The sequence below is a fragment of the Sulfurovum aggregans genome, assembly GCF_055385215.1.
In genome coordinates this window covers 1,607,201-1,626,733 of sequence record NZ_AP042387.1, presented here as the reverse complement: position 1 = coordinate 1,626,733, position 19,533 = coordinate 1,607,201, and the positions used below count along the sequence as shown (strand labels likewise).

Below are 19,533 nucleotides of genomic sequence, written 5' to 3'. Positions count from 1 at the left end.
CCTTTTCAATTCCTCTTACTGAATCTTTTCTTTTGGGAAGAAGAAAATTTTACCTTTCTTCTAAGCTTCATTCGATAAAATCACAAATCTTTTTAAAAAGACAACTCACACACTTTTTGAGGACTCTACCCAGTCCTCATACCCTCTTCGCCAATTTGTAAAAATTGCACCCAAGTGTAACATCTATTTACTTAAGCAAAATATATAATTATCATCAAATCTCATGATAACAGTTTTATTTGTTAAGTTTTTCTTTTTCCTGTTTATATATCCAGAACATAGGTAAGATAATCACCGTATGTAAAAAAATAGTCAGGGTCAATGGTCCTTGATTTAACATACCAAAAAAACTTGGTACGACATCTGTGAATGGTTCAATCATAATTTTCTCCTTTAAAAATTAAGATATGGGAAACCCCATATCCTCTATGCTTCAGCTGCCTGAGCTTTCTTAGCTTGGGCTCCGATAGTAAGGAGATCCCAAACCAAATAGACAAACCCTACGAATGTGACTACACCCATAACGGCTCTCCACTCCATTCCTTGAATATACCAAGGTAACTCTTGTGCAGTAAAGAATGCACTCCATCCAGCACCAAGTTCTGCTCTCTCAACAAGTACTTGCTCATATCCGGAGACAGTCAAGGCAATACCCATCCCTAGAACACCAAATGTAATAAGGAAAATCCCCATTTTAGATTTGAATGTTGCTTTCATCCGTTTAATACCATACGCACCCTGAAGACCCATATACATCATTCCTATGAGGATCGTTGCATAGGCACCAAAGAATGCCAAGTGACCATGTGCCGCAGTAAACTGTGTACCGTGTGTATAGATATTTACTTGAGGTAAAGTATGGAAGAATCCCCATATACCTGCACCCAGGAAGTTACCAAATGCATTTGTTACGATCCATGCCATAGCAGGACCATTCTTCATAACAGAACCTGGTTTACCCTCTGCTTTGGCAATACCTTGCTCTTTACCCCAGTCATAAAGGACATGAACGAACATTGCAACCAATGGCACTGGCTCTAGTGCTGAGAATAGTGCACCGATTTCCCACCAATACTCAGGTGTACCGATCCAGAAGTAGTGGTGACCCATACCAAGGATCCCTGAACCAAAGAGCATAAGAACTTCGATCCATAACCACATCTCAACGATCTCTCTTTTTGCATCGATAATTTTGATCAATGCATACGCTGCAAGTGTTCCTACAAATACTTCCCATGTTGCTTCAACCCAAAGGTGTATGACCCACCACCACCAGAATTGATCCATAGAGATATTGTCTGTAAAGAACATACCTGCTATATAAAGACCAGCAAGTGCTAACAAGTTAGCAACCATAACCGTCATAATTCCTGTTTGCTTACCTTTCATAAAAGAAGCAAAAACGTTCCAATAAAAGATAAGTACAACAACAACAATACCGATATCAGCCCATCTTGGTGCTTCAATATATTCACGGCCTTCATTAATAAACCAGATAGTTGCTTCTGTCCCTGAACCTACTTGGACAAAGATATAGACAAGTACAACTACAGTAACTGCTGCTGTAAGTACCCAGAAAGCAAGTTTACCAAGCCCGACACCCACTGTTTCTATACCTGTTTCATCAGGTAACATATAGTAAACAGAACCGATCATTGCATAAAGCATCCAAACTACAAGTGCATTAATGTGGACCATTCTGGCTACTGAAAAATCAAATAGTTCAAATAAGAACCCCGGAACCAAAAATTGTATCGCTGCAATAAGTCCCATAAGAAGTTGTGCACCAAAGAGTATGATCGCTACTCTGAAATACATCATTCCTAATTCTTTGGATTTACTACCGGCAAATTCATTTGTTTTAATACTAGTGAGCATTAGTGCCTCCTGCTTTGAATTGTTCAACTGTTTTTGAGAAGTTTCTAGGGAAACCATTCGTGTCGATACTACTCATATGTTTAAGGAAAGCTACCAACCCTTTTGCTTCATCCGCAGTAATACCAAGATCCGGCATCATACGAGCATGTGTAGGATACTGTGAAGGATGCTGCAAGAACTCAGCCATTGCTTCTTCAACGGTATTTTTCCCTGTCATACCCTGTAGTGGTCCACCATTTTGCCATGCCGGATCCAACCAAGCTTTTGTAAGATCCGGTGCATAATATGCGCCATTCCCTAAAAGCGTATGACAGTTCATACAGTTTTTTGCTTGAGAAGTCAATTTACCAAGGTGTAGCAAGTCTGCTGCCTCTTGTTCACTCCACTCTTTTCCAAAGAATGGTTGTTTTTCCCCAATCACTGGTACCTCATGCCCTCTTTTTTGACTCATTTGATAATCAATCTTATAATTGATTACTGTTGCAGCCGGTACCCTTTTGGTTACCCCGTTCTTAAGATCTGCATCTGTACCCATTGAGATCTGTCCAAGCGTATCAAACGTAAGCCAGATAAGCAAAATAGCTGCAAACCCTGTTACCCATGCTGCTGAACGTCGCCAAAATGGTATACTGGTCCAAACCGAAATATTTTCATTAGCCATGTGTCCTCCTTTTTTGTGATAGAACGCTTTTGAGCAAAGCCCAACAAGCTACGCTGACACTGGGTCAACTTCAGCAGTTGGCTCATGCGACTGGTCGCATTTTGACTTTACACTAAAGTGTTCAATTTATTATTTTTCCTGTATGGTTTCATCTGTTTTTTCATAACGATCATCCGCTGCACTTATTAAATGAAAATAGAGGTGAGGAATAAAAAGATATGCCACCATCGTGACCATCAATACTTTCATTGTAAAGTGGTTACTTTGGATGAGAACAGCGAAATCATACAAGAAGTAAGTTTGTAATGCCCAAAACAGATATCCAACAGGCATCCATTTTTTGGAAAAGTACCCCATTTTAGAAAGGGTAATGATTGCTGCATACCCTACGCCAAAAACGAGTACGAGTGTTGACTCTATAAAGATAGGTAAGAATTGATCTAACGCAATCTCAGGACGAATTATCAACGGTTCCATTATGTCTCCTATTGGATATCTATTTACTAAAGAGATCAAAACCCTAGAGCATGCAAGTATTATGACAGCTTCAAAAAGAGATGGGATTGACATATATCAAGAAAATAGATAAAAATCATAAATTTTGATAATTTGATTAAGTAAAAATTATAGTGTTATTTTAGAAGAAAAAGTTATACATGTATTGAAAAATTCTATTTAACAATACATCTTGCAGAAAAGAAAGGTCTTGAATAATTAGGAGAGACAAAGTTGTCTCCTTCCAAAGACCAGTCCTTGGATTTTTGGATAATTACGATCTGTGCTACTTTTCGTTGCATTCGACTCTCACAAATGATAGGCAGGTCTTTTTCAAATGCATTTTTAACCTCTGTCATTCTACTGACTGTTATGCTATAATGAGCACCAACCATAATAGCGATTACCAACGATACCCACATAAGCCCCTTTTTTACAGCTCCTTTTGCCATAAATGGTCTGGTAGTGACAAACAGTGTAATAAGTAATACAATGGCTCCAAGTATAAGATATGCACCCTCTAAAAAGAAAAAGTTTTTCATTAGTATTCTGCCTATAATTTATATTTTAATAATGGTAGCACATTTTAGCATTGAGACTATTGATATCCATCAAGCGATTTTTAGCCAAAAGGCTCTATACTTTCTAAAAATATCAATGAAGGCCCGTTATGAACTCAATGAAAAAATATCTTCCTCTTGCACTACTCATAGGATTTATACTCTTTGGTCTTGATGCATTTCTTCAAAGCAAGCCAAGTTCAAAGAATAAACGTGTATATCAAACCGTACAACAATACAGTCCTTTCTACTTGGATAAACGTTTTGGAGGACTACAGATCAAGAGCAAGGAAGACCCTGAATTTAAAGAAAAACCTACCAATATGACACTCTTTAAAGAGTTTGAACGACTTGAAAAAGTGTGGGGGAAAAAACATCTTAAGATAAAAGACAACACTCTCATTATCTTAGACAATAATAGTTCCCAACTCTCATCACTCCCCCTTCAGACCAAAGAAGAGATAAATTTTGTTCATCGCTATTATGGGATATAAAGATGACTGATATTGTTATTACGCTTGTTTTTTCTGTCGTGATGCTGGTTTTTATGGCTTTCCCTGCCATGAAGATCATAGATTGGATAGAGCATAAAATGGTGATTGCAGAAAAATGGCATAATCCCCTACTTATCATTACTACTATACTTCTCTCTCTTACCATAGGACTCTTCCTTAAATTTGCATAACCGACTATTAACAACAATTTAGCTAGAATAATCCATTAATTTTGACTGCCTATGGGCATGTCTTGGAGCGAATAAGAATGAACAAAGCAAAATATATCTGGATGGACGGTGAACTAACACCTTGGGATGATGCAAAAGTACATGTCCTCACACATACATTACACTATGGTAACGGTGCTATAGAAGGGACCAAAGCCTATAAAACTGTAGATGGAAGATGTGCGATTTTCAAGTTAAATGAACACACACAAAGACTTTTAAACTCATCTAAAATGACATTGATGGATGTACCTTTTACACTTGAAGAGCTCAACGCGGCACAAATAAAACTCCTACAGGAGAATGAACTCTTTGATGGTGCCTACATCAGACCACTGGTTTATCTAGGGTATGGTGTTATGGGGCTCTATCATAAAGATGCTCCCGTTCAGGTTTCTATCTCTGCATGGGAATGGGGAGCGTATCTTGGTGAAGAGGGCCTTCGCAAAGGTGTAAGAGTAAAGATCTCATCCATGACAAGAACACCCAATACATCAGGTATGGGTAAGGCCAAGGCTGTAGCAAACTACCTGAACTCACAGATGGCAAAATTTGAAGCAGTTGAAGCAGGATATGATGAAGCCCTTCTAAGAGATGACCAGGGCTACATTGCTGAAGCTTCAGGTGCATGCTTCTTCATGGTAAGGGATGGAAAGCTTATCTCTCCTCCAAGTGACAACACACTTGAGTCTATCACACAACAAACGGTGATAGACTTAGCCAATGATATGGGTATCGAAGTAGTAAGAAGACGTATTACCCGTGAAGAAATATACATCGCAGATGAAGCGTTCTTTACAGGAACAGCTGCCGAAGTAACCCCTATCCGTGAAGTAGATGCACGTATCATTGGTGCCGGTTCACGTGGACCTATCACTGAAAAATTACAAACAGCCTATTTTGATGTAGTCGCAGGTAAGAATCCTGACTATATCCAACATTTAACCTATATAAACTAAAGGAAAATCATGCCAGCAGACATGAACGATTATTTTAAAAAAAAGAAACCGAGTAGCAACTCAAATAACAGTAACGGCCGTAGTGGTGGAAACAATTTCGAAAACCCACTGGGAAACATGGGTAAAGGTGCACCATGGATATTTGTCGCTTTAGCGATCGGGTTTGCATTTTTTGTACTTAAACCATTTGCCATCATCAATTCCGGTGAAGTAGGGATTAAAGTCACTACAGGTAAATTCCAACCTGAGCCTTTAAGCGCAGGGTTGCATTTTTACATCCCTGTGTTTCAAAAAGTGATTCCAGTCAATACTCGTATCAGGCTTATTACCTATAGTAACGATGTGACAAGTGAACTTGGCGACAGATATAGAGGATTTGAAGGTGGGCTGAGAAGAAACAGAGCCATCTCTGTGCTGGATAAAAGAGGTTTGACAGTCAATATTGACCTTGCTGTTCAGTATAGACTTAAAGCGGAAAGTGCACCAGCAACTATAGAAAAATGGGGTGCAAGCTGGGAAGAGAAGATCATCAACTCCAAAGTAAGAGAAGTCGTAAGAGATGTCGTAGGTCAATACACAGCGGAACAACTCCCGGAAATGAGAAATGAGATCGCATCGGCTATCCAGACAAAAGTAAGAGAAAAAGTAGATGCTCTACCTAACCAGCCTGTAGCACTTTCATCTGTAGAGCTCAGAAATATCGTTCTACCTCCGAAAATCAAAGAGAAGATAGAAGAGGTTCAGGCAGCCAAGCAGGATGTAACCATTGCAGAGCAGGAAAAAGAGAAAGCAAAACAGCAAGCACAAAAAGCAGCTGAAGTAGCGCGTGGTGTAGCAGAGAAAAACCGTATTGAAGCACAGGGTGAAGCAGATAAGATCCGTATCGAAGCTGAAGAGCAGGCAAAAGCGAATAGACTCATCTCAGATTCACTTACTCCTGAACTTCTCCAGCTTGAGCAGATAAAAACACAGGGTAAGTTCAATGAAGCACTCAAAGTCAACAGAGATGCACAGATATTCCTTACACCTGGCGGTGCAGTACCTAACATCTGGGTAGATGCAAAAGGCAAAGAGCAGAAAGCCATTTCTGCACAACAATAAAGTCAGTGAAGAGTGAAGAGTGAAGAGTGAAGAGTTGATGTATGCATTTTCTTTGAAAATGCTTTGATCTTCTCAACGCTCAACGCTCAACGCTCAACGCTGATAATTTCGGAGAAATTATTATGATGACCATCGATTGGAACAAAAACCCCCTCATCCCTGCCATTGCACAAGACAATGAAACAAACCAGGTACTTATGCTTGCCTATATGAATGAAGAAGCCTATAAGCTTACTCTTTCAACTGGTTATGCACATTATTTCAGCAGAAGTAAACAGCGCATCTGGAAAAAAGGTGAAAGTTCAGGACATACCCAGGAAGTCAAAGATGTATTACTTGACTGTGATGCCGATACCGTTATACTTAAAATAAAGCAAAATGGTGTAGCCTGTCATACAGGGCGTAAAAGCTGTTTCTTTACTTCTGTAATACAAGATAAAATCATCTTGGATAAAGAGGTAGATATAGATGCTATCTATGGTGTAGTGGACACACTCTACCATACCATTTTAGAGCGTAAAAATGCTCCAGAAGAAGCTAAATCATGGACAAAAAAGTTACTTGATGATAAAGAGCTCATGCTGGGCAAGATCCGTGAAGAAGCAGATGAAGTTTGTGTAGCGATTAGCGAAGAGAGTGATGAACAGGTCATCTACGAAAGTGCTGATTTACTCTATCATACACTCGTAGGATTAGGCTACAGAGAGATCTCACCTGACAGAGTTAAACAAGAGTTGGCTCGAAGATTTGGAATGAGTGGGATTACAGAAAAAGCAAATCGTAAAAAATAATTTTTCTTTTTATTAAATATCTTTGGTGTTGTCAGGAGACAACACCCTACATTATATTTCTGAACATCCAGGGCTCTCTGCATTACCCCCGGCAAAATAGTTCCCATCAAAACTTACTAATGAATAGGTTCTCTCTTTACCAAGAGACTCTTTAAGTCCTTCTATAGAAAGGAAACCGAGTGAATCCGCACCCATATTTTTTGCTATCTCCTGGGGAGAGAACTTGGTAGAAATAAGCTCTGCTTTCGTTGGTGTATCAATCCCGTAACGACAAGGGTACTTGATCTCCGGAGCTGCAATACGCATATGTACCTCTTTAGCACCTGCCTCTTTAAGCATACGTACTATCTGTTTAGAAGTTGTACCGCGTACAAGTGAATCATCTATGATCGCCACTCTTTTACCAGCTATAAGATGTTTTACAGGTGAGAGCTTCAACTTCACTTTAAGGTCTCTTATCTCCTGAGTCGGTTCAATGAACGTTCGTCCTACATAGTGGTTTCTGACGATCCCCATCTCAAACGGTACACCAAGACCATCAGCATATCCACGTGCTGCTGCTACACCGGAATCCGGTACAGGCAATACCAGATCAATATCAGCAGGAGTCTCTTGTGCCAATTTTTTACCCATCTCCAAACGCATTTCATAAACATTCTTACCGTCTATAATAGAGTCAGGTCTGGCAAAATAAATATATTCAAAGGCACACGGATGATAGTCCGGTTCAAAGATCTGCTCACTCAGAGGCTCTTTACCCTCTTCAAATGTAATCATCTCACCCGGCTCTACATCACGTACGAACTCTGCTCCTACCAAGTCAAATGCACAAGTCTCACTCGCTACGATCCAACCACCGTCTTTAAGTTTTCCGAGGCTTAGAGGACGAATACCGAAACGGTCACGGATCACGAACATTTTAGAACGACTTTGGATCGCCAGGCAGTATGCTCCCTCTATTTTAGTCAGCATATCTTTGATACGATCTACTAAAGAATTCTTTTGAGATTTTGCTATAAGATGTATGATATTCTCTGTATCCATATCTGTTTGGAAGATCGCACCTCTGTCAATGAGTTCATTTCTGACTTCATGTTTATTGATAAGATTCCCATTATGTACAACTGATATCTCACCCAACTTGTATTTAGCAAAAACAGGTTGAGAATCACCGGCTGATTCACTTCCTGCAGTAGAGTAACGGTTATGTCCGACAGCACATCCACCTTCTAAACTATCAAGTGTGCTTTGAGAAAAGACATCTGCAACCATGCCTTTCTTCTTATAAATTGAGATTTTCTCACCATTTGCGACAGATATCCCTGTTGCCTCTTGACCACGGTGTTGCAGTGAAAAGAGAGAATAATACGCTACGGTAGAAGCTTTTTTAGCACCAAATACACCTACTATTGCACACATATTATATTCCTAAACAATCGTTGATAGAGTAGAGCCCACTCTCTTGATCTACAAGCCATTTCGCTGCACGAATAGCACCTTTTGAGAATGTTTCTCTACTGGTTGCCGTATGATTCAGCTCCAAGAACTCTCCATCATTGTAAAAACCAACTGTATGGCGACCTACAATGTCACCGCCACGAAGTGCCATGACTGCGATCTCATCTTTACTTCTTGCACCTATCTGTCCGTCTCTTCCTGAAACACGTACAGCATCCAAGTCCAAACCACGCCCTTTAGCTGCAAATTCGCCCAAGGTCAGTGCTGTTCCGCTTGGTGCATCTACTTTATGTCTATGATGCTGCTCTACGATCTCGATGTCAAAATCTTTTAACGTAGCAGAAACCTGTTCAACAAGCTGTTTGAGTAATGCAATACCTGCTGACATATTGGATGCATACAGTACAGGCATCTCTTTAGCCGCTTCTGTTAAAAGGTTTTGCTGGTGTGCTGTAAATCCTGTAGTTGCAATAACCAATGGCGTAGGATTTTTCAGAGCCTCTTCACAAAGTTCCTGTGTTGCCACAGGTGCGGAAAAATCAATGATCACATCACAAGCTTCAAGCAATGCTGTCATACTATTCGTCACAAGTACATCATTAGGTACATCTATTTTTAATTCATCAAATACATGCAGTCCGCTAAGTTCCAATGCCTCATCTTCAAGTATGTTTTTTATGAGATGTTCACCCATTCTTCCTGTACTGCCTACAATACCGACTTTTACCATTTTTGTTTCCTTTTACGCTTGTTCTTGAATATATGAAATTACCTGCAGTGCTGCAACTGCTCCGTCACCTGCTGCAGAGACAACCTGTTTTGGTGCTTCAATCCGCATATCACCTGCTGCAAACAGTCCTTCAACCGATGTTTTCATGCTAAGATCTACAATTACCTGCCCCCAATCATTCACTTTACAGATAAACTGTCCATTTTCATCTTTCAGTACTTCATTTTGAACGTTATGTCCTACAAAGACAAAAAGTCCTGTATTATCCATCTGTGTGATCTCATCAGTTTTAATATTACGTATTTTTACACCTGCCAGACCCATCGCATCACCATAAGCTTCCTCTATGACAGAATCTGTAATGAGATGTATATTCTCTCTTTTTTGTATTCTCTCAAGTGTCGGAGGAGCCGCTCTAAACTCATCTCTTCTATGTACAACATAGACATCTGAACAGATATTGGAAAGATAAAATGCCTCTTCCAATGCTGTATCTCCACCACCTAATACTGTAACCGGCTTGTCTTTATAAAAAAATCCGTCACAAGTTGCACACGTACTTACACCTTTCCCAAAAAACTCATCTTCACCTTTAAAGCCTGCTCTCTTTGGTGTACTACCTGTACAAACCACTACTGTCATAGCTTCTACACTCTCTCCTCCTTCAAGTGTCATAGTAAAATGTTCACCTGTTTTAACCACACGTTCTACTTTTTTCATCTCATGTTTGAGTCCAAAATGAAAACACTGTTTCTGCCAGGTATCCATAAAATCCATACCTGTTTTATCATGTTCAAAAAATCCCGGATAGTTCTCTATCTCAGAACTTTGAGTGATCTGTCCACCAGGCATCCCCATTTCAAACATAGTCACATTTTGAAGCCCGCCACGTGTAGCATAAAGTCCTGCTGTTAAGCCTGCCGGTCCACCACCGATAATCGCACAATCTAACATTTTGAATCCTTAAAATTTTTAAACAAATAATTACTGGAATTATACACTTTAAATACTTGGTTAATAATTTTTAGAAGAAGTTTTGGAAGGAAGAGTAGCGGGAAGAAAATCTTCCCAACTATAGTACAACTTACAGTTGTGCGTTGATTTTTTCTGCAAATGCATCTTTAGAAGCTGCACCTACCATTTGATCTACCACTTCACCATCTTTGAAGAAAAGGATCGCAGGGATTGATCTGATACCGTATTTTACAGCAAGTTCTTGCTGCTCATCTGTATTCACTTTAGCGATAGTCGCTTTTCCGTCAAAATCTTCTGCAAGTTCTTCAATCACCGGAGCGATCATTCTACAAGGTCCGCACCACGGAGCCCAGAAATCTACCATAGTTACGCCTTCTGCTACTGTCGCATCAAAATTATCTGCTGTTAATTCTACATATTTTGCCATATTTATTCCTTTAAGATGTTATCTTGAAATTATATACTAATTTCATTAATGAACCGTTGTTATAACTTATCTTTTTGATTTTGTCAATATAATTTCATTCCAATGTGTATAATTAAGACAAAAAAACTCCTATTATTCAAGAATAATCTCCGGATATTCTGTAGAGCGCGTTCCTTCAATAGCTGTATTGCTGCGCCCTTTAACCGTATAAACAAAAGAGATCTTTGATTCATCTGTAGTATTCCTGTTGGCTCTATGCAACAGTTTGCAATGAAAAAGTACCACATCCCCTTTGTGTAGCGGATGACTTACTTTTGTAGAGATCAGTGCCTGATTTTCTATTACAGCCTCTGAAAAGTACTCTTTCTCATCGAACTGTGAAGCCTTGAACGACATCCTGTGACTTCCCGGTATGAATTCCAGTACACCATTTTCAGTACTCTCCGCATCAAGTGCAAGCCATACACTTACAAGGTTGTCATTTTCAAAATTCCAGTAACGAAAATCCTGATGCCAGGAGGTCTCAGTAGAAGTCTGAGGCATTTTTGTCATGATTGAGTTATGATGTGCTATTGTGATCACAGGATCTTCTCCCAGGATCTGCTTTAGCACAGGTCGTATCTTCTTGCTCTCCATCCACTGCTTAAAAACGATATCACGATGATATACTTGCCGAAGCCGTCTCACTGTGATCCGCTCTTCAAACTGCTCGGCATGTCCATCAGAAATATATTCTCTCTCTTCTTTGGACTTCCTGACATACTCCAGTTCTGTTTCAATAGGAGGTACTTTATGCTTTAAATGGGCCTTTGCTATATCTTTTATGGTATCACAGAGTTCATTATCTGCAAAACCGGATAAAAGCAAAAACCCATCTTTATTAAATTGCTGCACTTGTACATCAGTAAGTGTCATAAGTAACCCTTTGAAAAATGATCAGTGGACATTATAGCGTAACATTTTCTATAAACTCCACCTCATTCATACGGATGATCAGGGCATCAATACTGAACTCTACATCCAAATTTTTGCTTTTCATATAATAATGTGCTGAGTTAATCACTTTTCGAAGTTTTGCAGGCGTTATATTGTAAACAGGGTCAAAATCAGCTTTTCCGCTTTTTACTTCTATAAAATGAAGCACATCACTCTTTTGGGCAATAATATCTATCTCACCCAGTTTTCTGGCAAAATAGTTACGTTCCAAGATTACAAAGCTCTCTTGTTCTAAAAACTGTGTGGCAAGTGTTTCACTTTCATCTCCGAAAAGTTTGGGAAGTTCACGCATCTTCTTCTCCTTTAATGTTGCAAATTGCAACTTCAAGTTTCATAAGGATAGTATGACTTAAGAAAAAGAAGATAAATGAAAATATGTCAGATTGTCATGTTTTTTAGTCAAACCTTTCTTTCTGTTTCAAAACAATAAACCTTATAAAATTATATATTTTATAAGGTTTTTTGAACGCTCATTTTTTTCATCGTATCAGATAGGTTTCTTTGGAGAAACTTTTTTGAGTTATGCTTAAAGTTATTTGAAATATAAAAATGATACTTCTTCTCTTCACATACAACCTAACTAAACCAAATATTAGTCTCAGCCATATGGCTTGCTATAGTTTACCTATTCTGCTATACTACACACATTGAAAGATGATTTAGAGTTTCATCTTTGGCTTGACTTTTATTGCTAACCTTTAGTTTACAGTATCATCCTCCCGAAAGAACACTCCACATTATATTTTGAGCATTTCAGTAATGAAATGTATAAACAACTAAAGGAATTGCAATGGCAACTCAAGTAAATGGAACCGTAAAATGGTTCAACAGTGAAAAAGGTTTCGGTTTTATCGAACAAGAAAATGGTGGTGATGATGTATTTGTACACTATCGTCAAATTAATAGTAATGGTTATGACCGTGTTTCTCTGAATGAGGGTCAAAAAGTTACTTTTGAGATCGGTAAAAGCGAAAAAGGCTTACAAGCTGAAAACGTTACTGGTCTCTAAGACCATCCATGGGCAGAGAAATCTGTCCATATTTTAAACAATTTTATAAAGAGACTAATAGGTCTTTTTATGAATTGCTTACAAGGAAACGTATGAAAAGTAGAGAAACTGTTTTAGAAGCGTTAAAAGAAGGTAAAAATCTTATTAGTAGTATCACAGGGTTGCAATATACTCTGATTAATGGCATATTACATACTCGTCATAGTGAAAAAAAGGACTGGAACGAAAGTGGTCTTAATTTTTACAATCCACCATCTTGGCTCAACCTAAAAATAATAGAAGAAAAACCTACCAATTTATAGAGAAACAGAATCTCATAAATTCTGATGATCTACATTAAAAAAACTCCACTCTAACATTAAAAAATACTGTCTTATTGTAAAATAGAAAATTTTATGGGCTACTCTTTCACTAAAGGATTATCTGCAGATGATGGAGACTCAACTTCTGTCTCTTGTTCAGTATCATTTTTCTTATTTAGCTTTTTCTGACGTTTTGCTTCTTGTTTTTTCTGCTTCTCGAGTTCTCGACCCCGTTTTTCATAAGAATAGTTTGTTTTAGCCATTAGTCATCACTTTCGCAGTATCTCTGCTATAGTCTATTGTGAAACACGATGCACTATAAAGTTGCATTATGCACTGCTTGATTATGATGTAACAACATCCCATATACAGCTTGTATTTTTTTAACTCCATACCACGTTGCACATCCATTTATACTCATTCCTATAAGTAGAGTAAATATTAAAAATAACAAAGATTTTTTATACTATGATCCTTGTTCTTAATATTATATCGAAAGTTAATAACTATTGAACCCTCTGAACAACCAAAGAAGTTCAATCATGTTTCAATATTTTGGTATCTAAAAAATGGAATCTAAGTTTTTAAGTGATTTCCCTCTAAAATATCCTCCATTTTTGAAGATATTGAAAACCTTATAATCTAACATATTTTATAAGGTTTGTTGTTGTAGCGACGTTTAAAGACCATTAACATGTATACTCCTATAGAAAATCTTATAAAATGTTCTATATAGGAGGTTTTATAAGGAAAAGCATCATCAATATAAGGGGATTATATGTATTAGTAAAAAAGTAATTCTCTTCCACTTCCAAGGTCACAACCTGTGACCCTATAGACAAATTAACTGCACGCCACCTCATCCCCAACAGGAATCACTTCTACTTTTACAGATTTGAATCTGGCTGTCAGGATCAGCTCATCACATTCATCCCCAAAAAGAGCATTTATGCGGCTTTTTGCATGATGAAAGGTACAGAAAAGTGTTTTTGATTTTACTTTCTCAGTAAATTTTACTGTCAATGCTTCACTCTCACCATAGTCACTTTTTAAGATCACTCTGTCTCCGAGTTTCTCTTCATCTCCAAGTGGTGCGAGCAACACATCTTCATCATACTTGGTATCGAGTTTGGAACTTCTTTTTGTTTGCGCTGCATTGTTATAATGTGCAAGTGTACGGCCTGTAGTCAGGTAGTAACCCTCAAGAGAATCGTTATAGAACTTCTTATCAAGAATCTCTTGCACCATTCCTCTTGGTTCATACTGCTTATAGACATACTTCCCAAGCCCATCTTCTGTACGGAAATCCAATAGGTGAAGTACCGGTGTATCTTCATGGTAGATAGGCCACTGCATCCCTCTTTTTCGGTGACGCTCCAGTCTATAGTAGTCTGCCCCGGAAAATCTTCTTGGTGCCACCACCCTTACTTCATTCCAAACATCTTCACTGGTTTTAAAGTTAAAGTTCTCACCATCACCAAGTTTATCAGCCATTTGCGTAAGCACTTCCCAGTCATCAGGCAGGTCTGACTTTACAAGGGGTTGAGAAAGGTGCAGTCTTCTCATTGCATTCACATATACCCCTGTTTTTTCATAGGCAGACCTTACTCCTATGACAATATCTGCTTTTTTTGTCACATCTGTCATGAACAGTTCCTGTACCATCACAAATTCCAGCATATCCATAGCTTTGTCTATCTTGTTGATATTTGGATGGATATGCGTGATATCTTCTCCCATATTCAATAGTGCCCTGATACGCCCGTCCAGCATTGCATCCATCAGCTGCGGTGTCATAAGTCCGTCTGCTTTCGGCTTCTGATAGTCCGGTGCAAAATAAGGCAGACAACCCATGTCACAAGCTCCCTGAACATTGTTCTGTCCACGTAAAGGCATGAGTCCTGCACCTGTTTTACCTACATTCCCTGTCATAAGTGCCAAGTGTGTGATCGCCATTACTGCATATGAACCGTCCAGGTTTTGTGTAATACCGAGTCCCCAGAATATCATTGATTTTTTCACAGCATATTCTCTGGCGATATTAGGTATCATTTTTGCCAAATATTCATACCCTTCTATCTCTTTAAAAAAGGCAGGATTTGCATAAGGATCATTCAGGATCTTCTCTTTAAATTCAGCAAAGCCTTTTGTTCTGTTAGCAATGAAACTTTCATCATAAAGTTCTTCATCCATAATAACATATGCCATCATATTGAGTATGAGCAAGTTTGATTCAAAAGGAATAACACAGTTATGTTTAGCCAATCTGGCCAACTTCGTTTCACGTACATCAATGACAGCCAGATTATTGTGTTTTTTTGCCATATCTACAATACGATTGGCAATGATAGGATGCGCTTCCATCGTATTGGAACCGATCACGATCATGAATTCTGTCTCATAGATATCATTGTAAGGATTGGTCGCTGCCCCCTCACCCATGGTTGCTCTCATCCCTTTTAGACTCGGAGAATGACATACCCTTGCACAGTTATCTACATGAGGGGAGTCCATGGTTTCACGACAGAATTTTTGAAATGCATACGCAGACTCACAAGAAGTTCTGGCTCCACCTATAGCACAAAAACTGTCACCGCCATACTGTTTTTTGATCTCATCCAGTTTTATGGCAGCGATGGTCGTAGCCGTATCAAGGTCACACGTCATATAGTCAGAATCGAACTCTGTCAACTTCTCAGATACAACTTCATTGATATGAGGATTTTTTTCTAAAAAAGATTTTTTGATACGAGGTTCCCTGATACGATCCTTTGCATCCACAAAGTCATATCCATATTTACCCTTTATACAAAGCTTCCCTTCAGAAACCACTCCATCTTTTTGGGCAAATATTTTTATGATCTTATTGTTTTCTACCACACCTGTAATATCGCATCCCACACCACAGTAGGTACATACACTTTCTATCTCTTTACGCTCTTGTGAATCAATTTTTTTTGTCATTTTGTGCCCTTGAATGATGATTTATTGCTAAATAAGATAAAATTTATCCTAATTAGCCTTAAGATAAAGATTTATTTAAGCAATACTGGCTAATATCTGTCAAATTATATCAAAAGGATTAACAATGTTTACAATTAATATAGATAAAGAGTGTGGATGTTTCAAAAAGAGTATCTACGAGAACAATAAAGTATTTACTTCAAAAGATGAAGCACTTATCCAGGCGCAACTTATGGTTAACCATATGAATACAAAATTTTGTCAGAAACATGAGTTCAGACTGAGTGAAGATGGTGAAAATTTTAAAATTGCTGTTGATGCAAAACAGGCAGAACACTCGGGCTGTTGCGGTGGAGGACATTGCTCCTGATCGCACCCGCCGTAGGGGTAACCCTTGTGGTTGCCCTTTGGATTCTTGCTATAGGGCAACCACAAGGGATTGCCCCTACACAAATTATTTAAAATTCCCAAACACAAGCGGTGCTTTTAGATCTAAAGTCTTCACTTCAGCCATTACTGCCTGCAGATCATCTATCTTTTTACCGGATACACGTACTTCATCCCCTTGTATAGAAGGAGTGACTTTGATCTTCATCGCCTTGATCGCTTTCACGATCTGCTTCGCTTCATCTTTGTCAATGGTATCTACGATACGGTAAATCACTTTTGTGTTACCGCCGGAGATCCCTTCAGTCTTTACCTCTTCAAGCGATTTTCCGGCAATCCCTCTTTTAATGAGTTTAGAGATAAGTATATCTTTCAGTGCATCTATCTTTTGATCACTTGATGAATTGAGCGAAAGTGTTTTTGCCTGTTCATTCAGATCGATCTCTGCTTTTACACCCTTAAAATCAAAACGCGTAGCAACTTCTTTTTGTGCCATCACGATCGCATTTTTAAGCTCCATCATATCCAGCTTTGCCGTAATATCAAAATAGTGGTCTTTTGCCATCTTAACTCCTTTTTGAACCTTCTGAATAACCCCATGCATTCATAGTGGGTTCTATTTCTCAATCCTCATCATAGCGATCTCACCATGAACTACATCAAGTTTACTTAATGCAGCCATAGCATCCTGCATCTTACTCTCTTTACAAGAATGTGTTGTAAAGAGAAGTTTGGCAATATCTTCATTTTTGGTCGGTTTTTGCAGCATAGACTCGATGGAGATACCAAACTCACCTAAAGTAGAAGTAATAGCAGCCAAAACACCGCTTTGATCATCTACTTCCAATCTAAGATAGTATTGTGTCACTATCTCATCTTTACTAAGCAATTTAAGACCACTTTCCAAGCCTTTTTTATACCCAAGCATAGGTCCATGGTTCCCACGGACAATGTCTACAATATCTGCGATCACAGCAGAAGCTGTCGCATCTCCACCGGCTCCGGGACCGTAATACATCGTCTCACCTACACGGTCACCTACGACAGTCACAGCATTCATCACCCCATCTACTTTGGCGATCATAGACTCTTGAGGTATCATGGTTGCGTGTACTCTTAGCTCAACACCTTCACCTACTTTTTTGGCAATACCAAGCAGTTTTATCTCATACCCAAACTCTTTGGCAAAAGCCACATCTGTTTGTGTAATGTTCTGAATACCTTCAATGAGAATATCTTCAGGCTTTGCATCTATACCATATGCGATACTTGCCAAGATGAGTAACTTATGTGAAGCATCAAAACCACCCACATCAAAAGTAGGATCTGCTTCAGCATAACCTAACTCTTGAGCCTCTTTAAGTATTTCATCATACTGTGCACCCTCGTTTATCATCTTGGTAAGCATATAGTTACACGTACCATTCATAATACCCTTAATGGACTCTATATGGTTTGCAGAAAGTCCTGTACGTAATGCACCGATGATAGGAATACCACCCGCTGTACTCGCTTCATACATAAAAGGTATATCACCTGCAAGCTCTTGCAGTTCATAACGGTGGTAGGCAAGGAGTGCTTTGTTCGCTGTAACAACCGCTTTACCATTTTCCAATGCTTTTTTTACCAATGCATACGGCTCTTCAACCCCACCCATAAGCTCTACAACGATGTCTATTTCAGGATCATCTATCACATCAAGAGGATTATCACTTAGTGAGATAGAAACCCCTCTCTCTTTAGAGAGATTTTTTACCACACCTGACTTGACAACAATCTTTTTACCCGCTCTTGCTTCAATAATATCACCATTCTCTTCAAGAATTTTAGCAACACTCGCTCCAACTGTACCTACACCTAAAATACCTATTTTGACCATACTATTTCTTCTCCGCTTCCAGCTCTTTAAGAAACTTTTTAATGTTTTTTGCCGCCTGACGGATACGCTTTTCGTTTTCAATAAGGGCGATACGTACATACTCATCACCATATTTTCCGAATCCTATACCCGGGCTTACAGCAACACCCGCACGAAGAAGAAGCTGTTTGGAAAATTCCAAAGAGCCCATCTCTCTAGCCACTTCAGGAATTTTTCCCCAAATAAACATAGAGGCATTCGGTTTTGCCAAATGCCAACCTGCTTTACCGAATGATTCTATCATTACATCGCGTCTTTTTTGATAACGAGGAATGATCTGTTCATCAGGCACATACCCGTGCTCATCGAGAGCAACTGTTGCAGCTACCTGGATAGGAGTGAACATCCCATAGTCAAGCCAAGACTTGATGCTTTGAAGTGCACCTATGAGCTTTTTGTTCCCTACGATAAACCCTACTCTCCAACCTGCCATATTGTAAGACTTGGAAAGAGTATAAGACTCAACTGCCACATCTTTTGCACCTTCTACTTCCATGATAGAAGGTGTTTTATATCCATCAAAAGTAATATCTGCATAGGCAATATCTGAAATGATATAAAAACGTTTCTTTTTTGCCAAAGCCACCAATCTTTCATAAAACTGAGGGGTCACCGTTGCTGTAGTAGGATTATGCGGAAAATTCACTACTAAAAATTTTGCCTGGGGTACAGAGTTGTCAAGAGCTTCTTCTATATCTGCCAGGAACCTGTCTTCATCCACTTCAAAAGTCTCTTCATCGAAAACAAGCTTCATCTTCTCAACATTTGCACCTGCCAAAATAAAAGCCTGAGAATGGATAGGATATGTTGGATCCGGAACAATAGCTACATCACCTGGATTCGTAATCGCCTGTATAAGGTGGACATATCCCTCTTTACTTCCCATTGTGGCAACGATCTCGGTATCCGGGTCCAGGTCTGCATTATATTTACGTTTATACCATTTGCTCATTGCCAAACGTAATTTATAGATCCCTTTGCTTGCACTGTAACCATGTGTTTTTGGTCTCTGTACTGTTTCACATAACTTGTCTATGATTGGTTGAGGAGTGGATGCATCCGGATTTCCCATCGAAAAATCAATAATATCCTCTCCCCTTCTTCTTGCAGACATCTTAAGCTCATTGATCTCTGCAAAAAGATATTTGGGCAATCGGTTTATCTTCTCAAATTGTATTTCATCAAACATTATATTCTC

24 protein-coding genes are annotated in these 19,533 nt (G+C 38.9%); 8 read left to right on the top strand and 16 right to left on the bottom strand.

Features of this window, described 5'->3' with window-relative positions; genetic code table 11:
- Positions 1 to 235: 235 nt before the first annotated feature.
- From ACZ48W_RS08325 to ACZ48W_RS08305, 5 genes are all read right to left on the bottom strand, one after another.
- Positions 236 to 382: a hypothetical protein gene (locus tag ACZ48W_RS08325; protein WP_464827883.1), complete on the bottom strand. Its 147-nt coding sequence runs from the start codon at positions 380 to 382 to the stop codon at positions 236 to 238.
- 44 nt (positions 383 to 426) lie between these two features.
- Positions 427 to 1,878, bottom strand: a complete 1,452-nt coding sequence (locus ACZ48W_RS08320; protein WP_464827882.1) for a cbb3-type cytochrome c oxidase subunit I — start codon at positions 1,876 to 1,878, stop codon at positions 427 to 429.
- Positions 1,868 to 2,539 carry a c-type cytochrome gene (locus tag ACZ48W_RS08315; protein WP_464827881.1) on the bottom strand — a complete coding sequence of 224 codons (672 nt, stop codon included), beginning with the start codon at positions 2,537 to 2,539 and terminating at the stop codon, positions 1,868 to 1,870. The genes ACZ48W_RS08320 and ACZ48W_RS08315 overlap by 11 nt, the downstream gene beginning before the upstream one ends.
- A gap of 129 nt (positions 2,540 to 2,668) precedes the next feature.
- On the bottom strand, positions 2,669 to 3,016 hold the full coding sequence (locus tag ACZ48W_RS08310; RefSeq protein ID WP_464827880.1) for a hypothetical protein: 348 nt from the start codon (positions 3,014 to 3,016) through the stop codon (positions 2,669 to 2,671).
- Between the two features lie 194 nt (positions 3,017 to 3,210).
- Complete coding sequence (locus tag ACZ48W_RS08305) at positions 3,211 to 3,576, bottom strand: hypothetical protein (protein ID WP_464827879.1); 366 nt, start codon at positions 3,574 to 3,576, stop codon at positions 3,211 to 3,213.
- Positions 3,577 to 3,704: 128 nt separating this feature from the next.
- Here ACZ48W_RS08305 and ACZ48W_RS08300 point away from each other — a divergent pair, with 128 nt between their 5' ends.
- The 5 genes from ACZ48W_RS08300 (at position 3,705) to hisIE (ending at position 7,169) form a co-directional block, all read left to right on the top strand.
- Positions 3,705 to 4,088 (top strand): hypothetical protein, encoded by a 384-nt coding sequence (locus ACZ48W_RS08300; RefSeq protein ID WP_464827878.1) that lies wholly within the window; start codon positions 3,705 to 3,707, stop codon positions 4,086 to 4,088.
- A 2-nt stretch (positions 4,089 to 4,090) separates the two neighbouring features.
- Positions 4,091 to 4,279, top strand: a complete 189-nt coding sequence (locus ACZ48W_RS08295; RefSeq protein ID WP_464827877.1) for a hypothetical protein — start codon at positions 4,091 to 4,093, stop codon at positions 4,277 to 4,279.
- Between the two features lie 77 nt (positions 4,280 to 4,356).
- Positions 4,357 to 5,277, top strand: a complete 921-nt coding sequence (locus tag ACZ48W_RS08290; RefSeq protein WP_464827876.1) for a branched-chain amino acid transaminase — start codon at positions 4,357 to 4,359, stop codon at positions 5,275 to 5,277.
- Between the two features lie 9 nt (positions 5,278 to 5,286).
- Positions 5,287 to 6,378 (top strand): prohibitin family protein, encoded by a 1,092-nt coding sequence (locus tag ACZ48W_RS08285; protein WP_464827875.1) that lies wholly within the window; start codon positions 5,287 to 5,289, stop codon positions 6,376 to 6,378.
- 119 nt (positions 6,379 to 6,497) lie between these two features.
- Entirely contained in the window at positions 6,498 to 7,169 is a 672-nt protein-coding gene (gene hisIE / locus ACZ48W_RS08280) for a bifunctional phosphoribosyl-AMP cyclohydrolase/phosphoribosyl-ATP diphosphatase HisIE (RefSeq protein ID WP_464830483.1), read from the top strand.
- Positions 7,170 to 7,220: 51 nt separating this feature from the next.
- Here hisIE and purF read toward each other — a convergent pair whose 3' ends face one another.
- From purF to ACZ48W_RS08250, 6 genes are all read right to left on the bottom strand, one after another.
- Positions 7,221 to 8,588 carry an amidophosphoribosyltransferase gene (gene purF, locus ACZ48W_RS08275; RefSeq protein WP_464827874.1) on the bottom strand — a complete coding sequence of 456 codons (1,368 nt, stop codon included), beginning with the start codon at positions 8,586 to 8,588 and terminating at the stop codon, positions 7,221 to 7,223.
- Position 8,589: 1 nt separating this feature from the next.
- Complete coding sequence (gene dapB / locus ACZ48W_RS08270; RefSeq protein WP_464827873.1) at positions 8,590 to 9,357, bottom strand: 4-hydroxy-tetrahydrodipicolinate reductase; 768 nt, start codon at positions 9,355 to 9,357, stop codon at positions 8,590 to 8,592.
- 12 nt (positions 9,358 to 9,369) lie between these two features.
- The gene (gene trxB / locus ACZ48W_RS08265; protein WP_464827872.1) at positions 9,370 to 10,311 is read right to left on the bottom strand and encodes a thioredoxin-disulfide reductase; all 942 of its coding nucleotides are present in this window, start codon (positions 10,309 to 10,311) and stop codon (positions 9,370 to 9,372) included.
- 130 nt (positions 10,312 to 10,441) lie between these two features.
- Positions 10,442 to 10,759, bottom strand: coding sequence for a thioredoxin (gene trxA / locus ACZ48W_RS08260; protein ID WP_464827871.1), 318 nt, complete (start codon positions 10,757 to 10,759; stop codon positions 10,442 to 10,444).
- Between the two features lie 132 nt (positions 10,760 to 10,891).
- The gene (locus tag ACZ48W_RS08255) at positions 10,892 to 11,674 is read right to left on the bottom strand and encodes a phytanoyl-CoA dioxygenase family protein (protein WP_464827870.1); all 783 of its coding nucleotides are present in this window, start codon (positions 11,672 to 11,674) and stop codon (positions 10,892 to 10,894) included.
- 31 nt (positions 11,675 to 11,705) lie between these two features.
- On the bottom strand, positions 11,706 to 12,047 hold the full coding sequence (locus tag ACZ48W_RS08250; RefSeq protein WP_464827869.1) for a YraN family protein: 342 nt from the start codon (positions 12,045 to 12,047) through the stop codon (positions 11,706 to 11,708).
- 498 nt (positions 12,048 to 12,545) lie between these two features.
- On the opposite strand from ACZ48W_RS08250, the gene ACZ48W_RS08245 reads away from it, so the two are divergent.
- Positions 12,546 to 12,764: a cold-shock protein gene (locus ACZ48W_RS08245; RefSeq protein ID WP_464827868.1), complete on the top strand. Its 219-nt coding sequence runs from the start codon at positions 12,546 to 12,548 to the stop codon at positions 12,762 to 12,764.
- Between the two features lie 92 nt (positions 12,765 to 12,856).
- Complete coding sequence (locus ACZ48W_RS08240; RefSeq protein ID WP_464827867.1) at positions 12,857 to 13,066, top strand: hypothetical protein; 210 nt, start codon at positions 12,857 to 12,859, stop codon at positions 13,064 to 13,066.
- Positions 13,067 to 13,164: 98 nt separating this feature from the next.
- Here the strand turns inward: ACZ48W_RS08240 and ACZ48W_RS08235 are convergent, their stop codons facing one another.
- Together ACZ48W_RS08235 and ACZ48W_RS08230 are read right to left on the bottom strand one after the other, a co-directional pair.
- On the bottom strand, positions 13,165 to 13,329 hold the full coding sequence (locus tag ACZ48W_RS08235) for a hypothetical protein (RefSeq protein WP_464827866.1): 165 nt from the start codon (positions 13,327 to 13,329) through the stop codon (positions 13,165 to 13,167).
- A gap of 580 nt (positions 13,330 to 13,909) precedes the next feature.
- Positions 13,910 to 16,030 (bottom strand): molybdopterin oxidoreductase family protein, encoded by a 2,121-nt coding sequence (locus ACZ48W_RS08230; protein WP_464827865.1) that lies wholly within the window; start codon positions 16,028 to 16,030, stop codon positions 13,910 to 13,912.
- A 124-nt stretch (positions 16,031 to 16,154) separates the two neighbouring features.
- On the opposite strand from ACZ48W_RS08230, the gene ACZ48W_RS08225 reads away from it, so the two are divergent.
- Positions 16,155 to 16,400: a hypothetical protein gene (locus tag ACZ48W_RS08225; RefSeq protein WP_464827864.1), complete on the top strand. Its 246-nt coding sequence runs from the start codon at positions 16,155 to 16,157 to the stop codon at positions 16,398 to 16,400.
- Positions 16,401 to 16,484: 84 nt separating this feature from the next.
- On the opposite strand, the gene ACZ48W_RS08220 is transcribed toward ACZ48W_RS08225, so the two are convergent.
- Genes ACZ48W_RS08220 through ACZ48W_RS08210 form a run of 3 tightly spaced genes read right to left on the bottom strand, consistent with a single transcriptional unit; the run spans position 16,485 to position 19,524 of the window.
- Positions 16,485 to 16,982, bottom strand: coding sequence for a YajQ family cyclic di-GMP-binding protein (locus ACZ48W_RS08220; RefSeq protein ID WP_464827863.1), 498 nt, complete (start codon positions 16,980 to 16,982; stop codon positions 16,485 to 16,487).
- A 51-nt stretch (positions 16,983 to 17,033) separates the two neighbouring features.
- Positions 17,034 to 18,296, bottom strand: coding sequence for a homoserine dehydrogenase (locus ACZ48W_RS08215; RefSeq protein WP_464827862.1), 1,263 nt, complete (start codon positions 18,294 to 18,296; stop codon positions 17,034 to 17,036).
- A 1-nt stretch (position 18,297) separates the two neighbouring features.
- On the bottom strand, positions 18,298 to 19,524 hold the full coding sequence (locus ACZ48W_RS08210; protein WP_464827861.1) for an LL-diaminopimelate aminotransferase: 1,227 nt from the start codon (positions 19,522 to 19,524) through the stop codon (positions 18,298 to 18,300).
- Between the last annotated feature and the right edge of the window lie 9 nt (positions 19,525 to 19,533).

Coding starts and splice junctions, on each gene's coding strand:
- ACZ48W_RS08255 (WP_464827870.1), bottom strand. CDS start 11,674: ATGACACTTACTGATGTACAAGTGCAGCAATTTAATAAAGATGGGTTT.
- ACZ48W_RS08300 (WP_464827878.1), top strand. CDS start 3,705: ATGAACTCAATGAAAAAATATCTTCCTCTTGCACTACTCATAGGATTT.
- ACZ48W_RS08230 (WP_464827865.1), bottom strand. CDS start 16,030: ATGACAAAAAAAATTGATTCACAAGAGCGTAAAGAGATAGAAAGTGTA.
- ACZ48W_RS08220 (WP_464827863.1), bottom strand. CDS start 16,982: ATGGCAAAAGACCACTATTTTGATATTACGGCAAAGCTGGATATGATG.
- ACZ48W_RS08295 (WP_464827877.1), top strand. CDS start 4,091: ATGACTGATATTGTTATTACGCTTGTTTTTTCTGTCGTGATGCTGGTT.
- ACZ48W_RS08305 (WP_464827879.1), bottom strand. CDS start 3,576: ATGAAAAACTTTTTCTTTTTAGAGGGTGCATATCTTATACTTGGAGCC.
- purF (WP_464827874.1), bottom strand. CDS start 8,588: ATGTGTGCAATAGTAGGTGTATTTGGTGCTAAAAAAGCTTCTACCGTA.
- ACZ48W_RS08235 (WP_464827866.1), bottom strand. CDS start 13,329: ATGGCTAAAACAAACTATTCTTATGAAAAACGGGGTCGAGAACTCGAG.
- trxB (WP_464827872.1), bottom strand. CDS start 10,311: ATGTTAGATTGTGCGATTATCGGTGGTGGACCGGCAGGCTTAACAGCA.
- trxA (WP_464827871.1), bottom strand. CDS start 10,759: ATGGCAAAATATGTAGAATTAACAGCAGATAATTTTGATGCGACAGTA.
- ACZ48W_RS08225 (WP_464827864.1), top strand. CDS start 16,155: ATGTTTACAATTAATATAGATAAAGAGTGTGGATGTTTCAAAAAGAGT.
- ACZ48W_RS08250 (WP_464827869.1), bottom strand. CDS start 12,047: ATGCGTGAACTTCCCAAACTTTTCGGAGATGAAAGTGAAACACTTGCC.
- ACZ48W_RS08310 (WP_464827880.1), bottom strand. CDS start 3,016: ATGGAACCGTTGATAATTCGTCCTGAGATTGCGTTAGATCAATTCTTA.
- dapB (WP_464827873.1), bottom strand. CDS start 9,357: ATGGTAAAAGTCGGTATTGTAGGCAGTACAGGAAGAATGGGTGAACAT.
- ACZ48W_RS08315 (WP_464827881.1), bottom strand. CDS start 2,539: ATGGCTAATGAAAATATTTCGGTTTGGACCAGTATACCATTTTGGCGA.
- ACZ48W_RS08215 (WP_464827862.1), bottom strand. CDS start 18,296: ATGGTCAAAATAGGTATTTTAGGTGTAGGTACAGTTGGAGCGAGTGTT.
- ACZ48W_RS08245 (WP_464827868.1), top strand. CDS start 12,546: ATGGCAACTCAAGTAAATGGAACCGTAAAATGGTTCAACAGTGAAAAA.
- ACZ48W_RS08240 (WP_464827867.1), top strand. CDS start 12,857: ATGAAAAGTAGAGAAACTGTTTTAGAAGCGTTAAAAGAAGGTAAAAAT.
- ACZ48W_RS08290 (WP_464827876.1), top strand. CDS start 4,357: ATGAACAAAGCAAAATATATCTGGATGGACGGTGAACTAACACCTTGG.
- ACZ48W_RS08325 (WP_464827883.1), bottom strand. CDS start 382: ATGATTGAACCATTCACAGATGTCGTACCAAGTTTTTTTGGTATGTTA.
- ACZ48W_RS08210 (WP_464827861.1), bottom strand. CDS start 19,524: ATGTTTGATGAAATACAATTTGAGAAGATAAACCGATTGCCCAAATAT.
- ACZ48W_RS08285 (WP_464827875.1), top strand. CDS start 5,287: ATGCCAGCAGACATGAACGATTATTTTAAAAAAAAGAAACCGAGTAGC.
- ACZ48W_RS08320 (WP_464827882.1), bottom strand. CDS start 1,878: ATGCTCACTAGTATTAAAACAAATGAATTTGCCGGTAGTAAATCCAAA.